The organism is Pseudogulbenkiania sp. MAI-1 (assembly GCF_000527175.1).
Lineage (GTDB): Bacteria > Pseudomonadota > Gammaproteobacteria > Burkholderiales > Chromobacteriaceae > Pseudogulbenkiania.
On the sequence record NZ_AZUR01000001.1, the window covers coordinates 4143429 to 4152500 of the forward strand.

Below are 9072 nucleotides of genomic sequence, written 5' to 3' on the forward strand. Positions count from 1 at the left end.
CTATGGACAAACTGCTCATCCGCGGCAACGGTCCGCTCAACGGCGAAATCCGCGTCTCCGGCGCCAAGAACGCCGCCCTCCCCATCCTGTGCGCCGGTCTGTTGACCGCCGACACGCTCAAGCTCAGCAACGTGCCGATGCTGCGCGACGTCTCCACCACCCAGAAGCTGCTGCAAGGCATGGGCGCGCGGGTGATGACCGACAACGTGCATGAGGTCGAGATCACCGGCGCCGGCATCGACAACCTGGTCGCCCCGTACGATCTGGTGAAGACCATGCGCGCCTCCATCCTGGTGCTGGGTCCGACGCTGGCACGCTTCGGCGAGGCCACCGTCAGCCTGCCCGGTGGCTGTGCCATCGGCAGCCGTCCGATCGAACAGCACATCAAGGGCCTGGTGGCGATGGGCGCCGACGTCACCATCGAGCACGGCTACGTCAAGGCCAAGGCGAAGCGGCTACGCGGTGCGCGCGTGGTAATGGACATGGTGACCGTCACCGGCACCGAGAACCTGCTGATGGCGGCGGTGCTGGCCGACGGCACCACGGTGCTGGAAAACGCCGCGCGCGAACCGGAGGTGACCGACCTCGCGCTGTGCCTGAACAAGATGGGGGCCAGGATCAGCGGCATCGGCAGCGACCGCTTGGTGATCGAAGGGGTGGAAGCCCTGCACGGCGCCGAGCACGCCATTATGCCGGACCGCATCGAGGCCGGCACCTTCCTGGTCGCCGCCGCCGCCAGCCAGGGCCACGTGGTGCTGCGCAACGCCGCGCCACTCTCGATGGACGCCATCCTCGACAAGCTGGCGGAAGCCGGTGCCGTGGTCGAGGCCGGCGACGACTGGATCTCGCTCGACATGAAGCGCCGCCCCAAGTCGGTCAACCTGCGCACGCTGCCCTACCCGGCCTTCCCGACCGACATGCAGGCGCAGTTCATGACGCTCAACGCCATCGCCGACGGCGCTGCGGTGATGACCGAGACCATCTTCGAGAACCGCTTCATGCATGTGCCGGAACTCAACCGCATGGGCGCCAACATCGAGATCGAGGGCAACACCGCCATCGTCAAGGGCGTAGAACGCCTGTCCGGCGCCACGGTGATGGCTACCGACCTGCGCGCCTCGGCCTCGCTGGTGATCGCCGGCCTGGTCGCCGACGGCGAGACCGTCGTCGACCGCATCTACCACCTCGACCGTGGCTACGAGCACATCGAGCAGAAGCTGGGTGCCGTCGGCGCACAGATCGAACGCATCAGCTGATCGCCGATCCATTGCAAACGACACACCCCGGCAAGCTCAGGCTTGCCGGGGTGTTTTTTTGCCTGTCAGAAAAGACATCACAGTTGCCCGTAAGCATCCGGTCAGCACCGTCTGGAGTTCTCACGTGGAATGATGAGAATAAATGTCCACTTATGAATAGATGGACACTTAATCTTGAACGAGATCTCGCCTACCGCTGAACCGGCTCGCTCCCGTCGCACACGATACTCGCTGGAGTTCAAGCAGCGTCTTGTCCAAGCAAGCTTTGCTCCAGGGGCTTCGATTGCTCGACTCGCGCGCGAACATGGACTCAACGCCAATCAGCTATTTAATTGGCGCTATCAATATCGCAAGGGACAGCTCGGGCCAGTCAGTCCGTCTCCGCTCCTGTTGCCGGTCGATATCATCGATGCCATGGCGGCACCCGCTTCGACCTCACCAACACCTCAGACCGCTAGCCGCCTGGAGCTGACCCTGGCCAAAGGCCGTCTCAGCATACACGGACGCCCCGATCCGGAGACGCTGCGCCTGGTGTTGCAGGTACTGACCGCATGATCGGCTTGCCGGCCGGAACCCGGGTCTGGCTTGCCGCCGGCGTGACCGACATGCGCCGTGGCTTTGACGGCTTGGCCGCCATCGTCCAGAGCACACTCGAACTGGATCCGTTCTCCGGCCATGTGTTCGTCTTCCGTGGCCGACGTGGCGACCGCATCAAGCTGTTGTGGTGGAGCGGCGATGGCCTGTGCCTGCTAGCGAAGCGCTTGGAACAGGGCCGCTTCGTCTGGCCCAGTGCCGACCGCGGCAGCGTGTCACTGACCACCGCCCAGCTGTCGATGCTGCTGGAAGGCATCGACTGGCGCCGTCCCCAGCGCACCTGGACCCCCACCAGCGTTTGAGTTTCATCCCCCTATGTTCCCCCTCGGTCAGCCTGCGTACAATGACAGCATGCTGACCGCTACCTCTCTCCCCGACGATATCGACGCCCTCAAGGCGTTGGTGTTGTCCATGACGGAGACGGTTCAGCAACTGGAAGCCACGGTGACCAGCCGCACCCACGAGATCGAACGCCTCAAGCTGTTGATCGCCAAACTGCAGCGTATGCAGTTTGGCCGCCACTCCGAGAAGCTCGGGCGTCAGATCGAGCAACTGCAGTTGGAGCTGGAAGAACTGCAAACGGCCGAAGCGGAGCAAGCACCCGTTGCTCCCTCCGGTACCGAAGCACCGGCACGCCGACATCCGGTCCGCCGTCCGTTGCCGGATCATCTGCCACGCGATATCCAGGCCCATCAACCGGCCGAGCCGGCCTGCCCGGACTGCGGTGGGGTCTGGCGCCAACTGGGCGAAGACGTATCGGAAGTACTGGAGTATGTCCCGGCCCGCTTCCGCGTCATCCGCCATGTGCGCCCGAAATACACCTGTTCCTGCTGTGACCGCATGGTGCAAGCCCCGGCCCCGAGCCGCCCGCTGGCGCGCAGCTTTGCCGGCCCGGGTCTGCTGGCGCATGTGCTGGTCGCGAAGTTCTGCGACCACCTTCCGCTGTATCGGCAGAGCCAGATCTACGTCCGCGAAGGGGTGGAGCTGGACGACAGCACGCTGGCCGATTGGGTCGGGGGAAGCAGCCGGCTGTTGCGTCCCTTGGTCGACGCGCTGCGTCAGCATGTGCTGAGTGCCGGTAAACTGCACGCCGACGACACCCCGGTCCCGGTGCTGGCGCCCGGTAAAGGCCGCACCAAGAGCGGCCGGTTGTGGACCTATGTCCGCGATGACCGTCCCGCCGCCGATGAGACGCCCCCCGCGGTCTGGTTCAGCTACTCGCCGGATCGCAAAGGCGAGCACCCGCAGGCGCATCTGAAAGACTTCACCGGCATCCTGCAGGCCGACGGCTACGCCGGCTTTGGTCAGCTGTACGACACCGGCCGGATTCAGGAAGCCGCGTGCTGGGCGCATGTCCGGCGCAAATTCTATGATTTGCACGTTGCCCGCCCTTCGACCGTGACGCAAACGGCCTTGGAACAGATCGCTGCGCTGTATGGGATCGAAGCGGCCATCCGAGGTAGCCCGCCGGCAGAACGGCGGGCAGTCCGCCAAGCTCGCAGCCGCCCCCGACTGCTGCAACTCCATCGCTGGCTAAACGATCAACTTGGCAAACTCTCCCGTAAATCCGAGACGACGGCGGCGATCCAGTATGCGCTGAATCGGTGGGAAGCGTTGGTACGCTACACGGAAGATGGGCGGATCGAGATCGACAACAATGCTGCCGAGCGCGCCTTGCGTGGAGTGGCCTTAGGTCGGAAGAACTTCCTGTTTCTGGGCTCGGATGCCGGCGGAGAACGTGCCGCCGCGATCTACAGCCTGATCGGTAGTGCCAAACTGAACGGTCTCGACCCGGAGGCGTATCTGCGCCATGTACTGGGTGTCATTGCCGATTACCCGGTGAACCAGGTTGTCAAGCGACACGAGGATTTGACCCCCTGGCGACATCTGGAATTGACCCCCAGGGTTAATCAACTAGTTGATGTAATCGGTTCGGCCGTCGCCTTCTGCAGCAGGCCGCTCCGTCGTTTGTCGCGTAGCCGGTAACTATCTCCCCGGATCGTGACCACCTGGCTGTGATGCAGCAGCCGATCCAGGATGGCCGTTGCCGCCACTGCGTCACCAAACACTTGGCCCCATTCCCCCACCGGGCGGTTGCTGGTGATCAGTAGGCTTGCCCGCTCATAGCGCCGCGAGACCAGCTGGAAGAACAGGTGCGCTGCCGCCGGTTCCAGCGGCAGGTAGCCCAATTCATCGACGATCAGCAGCTTGGGTTTCGATAGCTGCAACAGCTTCTCCTCCAAGCGCCCATCGGCATGCGCCTTCGTCAGTCCAGCCATCAGCGATGCAGCAGAACTGAACAGCACCGTGTAACCCCGTTCTACCGCCTCACGCCCGAGTGCTACCGCCAAATGCGTCTTGCCGACTCCGGGCGGTCCCAGCAGCAACAACGCTTGACCGTGGCCAATCCAGCGCCCGGTGGCCAAATCCCGGACCTGGCCGGGATCAATCGACGGCTGCGCATCGAAGTCGAAGCCCTCCAGCGTGCGTACACAGGGGAATCGAGCCAGCTTCATCCCCATCTGGATGCGTCGCGTATCGCGCCGGGCCACCTCTCGCTCGGCCAGGAACAGCAGCGCTTCGCGCAGTGTCATTTGGGCACGGCTCGCTTCGTCCAGCAGGCTATCCAGCTGATCCCGGATCGCCGTCAAGTGCAGCCGGGTCAACAGTTCTTCCAGTCGGTCGGGTTCGATCATCACCAGCCCCCTCCGACCAATTCCTCATACTCTGCCAGCGGGCGCAGCAAAGCGCCGCCGTGTGGCGGGACCGGCTCGGATAGCGGCGGCACGACCCCAAGCAGATGGGCGCGGTCAATTTGCCGTCCGCGACTGCCGGCCAACTCGGCGTGATGCGCTACTTCCTGGCCGGCGTAATGGACCGTCACCGTGCCTGCTCGTACAACGACCGTGACCATCTCGCCGATCAGCCGCCAGGGCACGCTGTAGGCATTAGTATCGAGCTCGACACAGCCTTCGGCATTGACGCGACGGATCAGCTCCCGCACTTGCAGGAACGGCACTATGCCGGCAACAGGACGCAGATGCGGACGTTCGCCGTCGAACCGCTCCTTGGGCGCCATGCCGGTCGTCCCGTGGATGCGGGTATCGGCCACCTCCCGCTGCCAGCGGGTCAAGTGAGCCTCCAATGCGGCCCAGCTCTCGAATGTGTAACCGGCGATAGCATTCTTCTTCACATAGCCAACGCCGTTCTCGGTCTTGCCCTTGGTGCGCGCACGGAACGGCGCGCAGGCCTTCACGCGCACATCCCAATGCCGGCAGAACGCCTCGAAGCGGCTGTTGAAGCGGACCTGCCGGGTCTGCATGTCGTGCTCGACCACGAGGGCCTTGGCGTTATCGATCAGCAGAGTCTGCACCCGTCCACCGAAGTGCTCGAACGCCGCTTCGATACCGCCAAACCAAGCACTCTGCCGTTCGTGACGGAATGGGCAAACAAAGCCACGGCGCGAGTAGCCAAGCGTCGCCACGAACAGGTACACACGCACCAGTTCGCCACCGATCTGGATGCGCACTTGGCCGAAGTCGATCTGCATCTGCTCGCCAGGAGCAGTCTCGAACCGGATCGTCGCTCGCCGGCTGGCTTCAAGCTCCTGCCGATATGGCCGGCAGGCGCGTTCAACGGTGCGCAGGCTGGTGGCAATACCGTGTTCCTTAGCCAGTAGCTGACGCACCACGTCGCAGTTGCCCTTGTGCGTTAGAAACTGCTCACGTAGCCAGGCCTCGTGCCCGGTGAGCACGCCGCTGCGTTGCGGCTGCTGGTATGGCACCGGGCCGCCGGCACGCAAATAGTGCCGCACGGTATTTCGGGCGATTCCCAGCGTCTTGGCAATCCGCTTCGCCCCCCAGCCGGATTGCCCCAGTCGAACGATTGCCGTTACTGCTTCCGGCTCCAACATCTCCCGTACTCCACAAACCTCACGGGGTACAGGATGACTCGCTGAATACTGCGTTTCCAACGACTGCCTCCTTGCAAACAAGGGGGTCAGTTCTTCGTGTCGCTAGGGGGTCAATTTACGATGTCGCCTGACACAGGTAGCCGACCTGCTGCCCTGGAACCTCAAGCTGGACGTCCCCACCAGTTAGCCATTGCCTTCGCGGCAAATCCTCTCCCAACACAGTTCATTCGGCCCGGAAAGACGGTGCTGACCGGGGCGTTACAGTTGCCCAACAGCGCATGCCAAGAGAACCTGAGTATCTCGAAGCCACACAAATGCGGCGGCTGTGCCCGCTGGTCAGGCATTGCTAGGGCCCTACCCCACATCATGGACCGGCATTCCTTTTCATTGCTGGCAGGTAGGGGGAGGTACAACCACTAGGGACAACAAGGATGAACAAGCTTCGGCAGCGCCAAAGCAAAAAGCCCAGACCGTAAGGTCTGGGCTCTTCTCAAGGGGAGTCTGGCGGTGTCCTACTTTCACACGGCAAGGCCGCACTATCATCGGCGCTAAGGCGTTTCACGGTCCTGTTCGGGATGGGAAGGAGTGGGACCACCTCGCTAAGGCCGCCAGACATAAACTGTCAACAAACTGGAAGAAGCCTGGAAGCCTGTCAGCTTCCATTTCGAATTTGGGTAATCGATCGTACGTCGCACACTTCACCGCGTGGCCCAAGCCACTCAAATGATAGGATCAAGCCTCACGAGCAATTAGTATCGGTTAGCTTCACGCCTCACAGCGCTTCCACACCCGACCTATCAACGTCCTGGTCTCGAACGACTCTTCAGGAGGATCAAGTCCTCAGGGAAGTCTCATCTTCAGGCGAGTTTCCCGCTTAGATGCTTTCAGCGGTTATCTCTTCCGCACTTAGCTACCCGGCAATGCCACTGGCGTGACAACCGGTACACCAGAGGTGCGTCCACTCCGGTCCTCTCGTACTAGGAGCAGCCCCCGTCAAACTTCCAACGCCCACTGCAGATAGGGACCAAACTGTCTCACGACGTTTTGAACCCAGCTCACGTACCACTTTAAATGGCGAACAGCCATACCCTTGGGACCGGCTACAGCCCCAGGATGTGATGAGCCGACATCGAGGTGCCAAACTCCGCCGTCGATGTGAACTCTTGGGCGGAATCAGCCTGTTATCCCCGGAGTACCTTTTATCCGTTGAGCGATGGCCCTTCCATTCAGAACCACCGGATCACTATGTCCTGCTTTCGCACCTGCTCGACTTGTCGGTCTCGCAGTTAAGCCACCTTTTGCCATTGCACTATCAGCACGATTTCCGACCGTACCTAGGTGACCTTCGAACTCCTCCGTTACACTTTGGGAGGAGACCGCCCCAGTCAAACTGCCTACCATGCACTGTCCCCGATCCGGATCACGGACCAAGGTTAGAACCTCAAACACACCAGGGTGGTATTTCAAGGGCGGCTCCACCAGAACTGGCGTCCTGGTTTCATAGCCTCCCACCTATCCTACACAAGTCTGTTCAAAGTCCAATGCAAAGCTACAGTAAAGGTTCACGGGGTCTTTCCGTCTAGCAGCGGGGAGATTGCATCTTCACAAACATTTCAACTTCGCTGAGTCTCAGGAGGAGACAGTGTGGCCATCGTTACGCCATTCGTGCGGGTCGGAACTTACCCGACAAGGAATTTCGCTACCTTAGGACCGTTATAGTTACGGCCGCCGTTTACCGGGGCTTCGATCAAGAGCTTGCACCCCATCACTTAACCTTCCGGCACCGGGCAGGCGTCACACCGTATACGTCCACTTTCGTGTTGGCACAGTGCTGTGTTTTTGATAAACAGTCGCAGCCACCGATTCTCTGCGACCTCTCGAGGCTTCGAACGCGAGGTCCTACACCCTAAGAGGCATACCTTCTCCCGAAGTTACGGTATCAATTTGCCGAGTTCCTTCTCCTGAGTTCTCTCAAGCGCCTTAGAATTTTCATCCTGCCCACCTGTGTCGGTTTGCGGTACGGTTCTCGTATAGCTGAAGCTTAGTGGCTTTTCCTGGAAGCGTGGTATCAGTCACTTCGGCTCCGTAGAGCCTCGTCATCACGTCTCGGTGTTAATAGAGCGGCGGATTTGCCTACCGCTCCCACCTACCGGCTTAAACCAGGACGTCCAACACCTGGCTGACCTAACCTTCTCCGTCCCCACATCGCACTATACGAGAGTACGGGAATATTGACCCGTTTCCCATCGACTACGCTTTTCAGCCTCGCCTTAGGGGCCGACTCACCCTACGCCGATGAACGTTGCGTAGGAAACCTTGGGCTTTCGGCGAGCGGGCTTTTCACCCGCTTTATCGCTACTCATGTCAGCATTCGCACTTCTGATATCTCCAGCATGCCTTACGACACACCTTCACAGACCTACAGAACGCTCCCCTACCATCTGCACCTAAGTGCAAATCCGCGGCTTCGGTTATCAGTTTGAGCCCCGTTACATCTTCCGCGCAGGACGACTCGACCAGTGAGCTATTACGCTTTCTTTAAATGATGGCTGCTTCTAAGCCAACATCCTGGCTGTCTGGGCCTTCCCACTTCGTTTACCACTTAACTGATCATTTGGGACCTTAGCCGGCGGTCTGGGTTGTTTCCCTCTTGACGATGGACGTTAGCACCCACCGTCTGTCTCCCATGCTCGCACTTTCCGGTATTCTGAGTTTGCCATGGTTTGGTAAATCGCAATGACCCCCTAGCCATAACAGTGCTTTACCCCCGGAAGTGATACATGAGGCACTACCTAAATAGTTTTCGGGGAGAACCAGCTATCTCCGAGTTTGTTTAGCCTTTCACCCCTATCCACAGCTCATCCCCTAGTTTTGCAACACTAGTGGGTTCGGACCTCCAGTGCGTGTTACCGCACCTTCATCCTGGCCATGGATAGATCACTCGGTTTCGGGTCTACGCCCAGCAACTCAATCGCCCTGTTCGGACTCGGTTTCCCTACGCCTCCCCTATTCGGTTAAGCTCGCTACTGAACGTAAGTCGCTGACCCATTATACAAAAGGTACGCAGTCACCCCTTACAGGGCTCCCACTGTTTGTATGCATCCGGTTTCAGGTTCTATTTCACTCCCCTCCCGGGGTTCTTTTCGCCTTTCCCTCACGGTACTGGTTCACTATCGGTCGATCACGAGTATTTAGCCTTGGAGGATGGTCCCCCCATCTTCAGACAGGATTTCGCGTGTCCCGCCCTACTTGTCGTACGCCTAGTCCTTGGAATGCGTTTTCGTGTACGGGGCTATCACCCACTATGGC

The 9072-nt window shown here is 60.4% G+C and carries 6 protein-coding genes and 2 rRNA genes (1 of these 8 cut by a window edge); 4 read left to right on the forward strand and 4 right to left on the reverse strand.

Annotation, left to right across the window (positions count from 1 at the left end):
• Window positions 1-2: 2 nt before the first annotated feature.
• The 4 genes from murA to PSEMAI1_RS0119480 all read left to right on the forward strand — a co-directional run bounded on the left by murA (window position 3) and on the right by PSEMAI1_RS0119480 (window position 3836).
• Window positions 3-1256, forward strand: coding sequence for a UDP-N-acetylglucosamine 1-carboxyvinyltransferase (murA, locus tag PSEMAI1_RS0119470; RefSeq protein ID WP_024304482.1), 1254 nt, complete (start codon window positions 3-5; stop codon window positions 1254-1256).
• Window positions 1257-1430: 174 nt separating this feature from the next.
• Window positions 1431-1811 carry a transposase gene (locus PSEMAI1_RS21580; protein WP_198019644.1) on the forward strand — a complete coding sequence of 127 codons (381 nt, stop codon included), beginning with the start codon at window positions 1431-1433 and terminating at the stop codon, window positions 1809-1811.
• Window positions 1808-2152, forward strand: a complete 345-nt coding sequence (tnpB, locus tag PSEMAI1_RS0119475) for an IS66 family insertion sequence element accessory protein TnpB (protein ID WP_024304483.1) — start codon at window positions 1808-1810, stop codon at window positions 2150-2152. Before PSEMAI1_RS21580 ends, tnpB begins: the two co-directional genes overlap by 4 nt.
• 49 nt (window positions 2153-2201) lie before the next feature.
• The gene (locus tag PSEMAI1_RS0119480) at window positions 2202-3836 is read left to right on the forward strand and encodes an IS66 family transposase (RefSeq protein WP_024304484.1); all 1635 of its coding nucleotides are present in this window, start codon (window positions 2202-2204) and stop codon (window positions 3834-3836) included.
• Here the strand turns inward: PSEMAI1_RS0119480 and istB are convergent.
• From istB to PSEMAI1_RS0119500, 4 genes are all read right to left on the reverse strand, one after another.
• On the reverse strand, window positions 3761-4546 hold the full coding sequence (gene istB, locus PSEMAI1_RS0119485) for an IS21-like element helper ATPase IstB (RefSeq protein ID WP_024300898.1): 786 nt from the start codon (window positions 4544-4546) through the stop codon (window positions 3761-3763). The two genes, PSEMAI1_RS0119480 and istB, sit on opposite strands and share 76 nt — an antisense overlap.
• Window positions 4546-5763, reverse strand: coding sequence for an IS21 family transposase (istA, locus tag PSEMAI1_RS0119490; protein ID WP_029770442.1), 1218 nt, complete (start codon window positions 5761-5763; stop codon window positions 4546-4548). Before istA ends, istB begins: the two co-directional genes overlap by 1 nt.
• Window positions 5764-6262: 499 nt before the next feature.
• Window positions 6263-6376, reverse strand: a 5S ribosomal RNA gene (gene rrf, locus PSEMAI1_RS0119495).
• Window positions 6377-6491: 115 nt separating this feature from the next.
• Window positions 6492-9072: ribosomal RNA gene (locus tag PSEMAI1_RS0119500) — 23S ribosomal RNA — on the reverse strand (it continues 310 nt past the right edge of the window).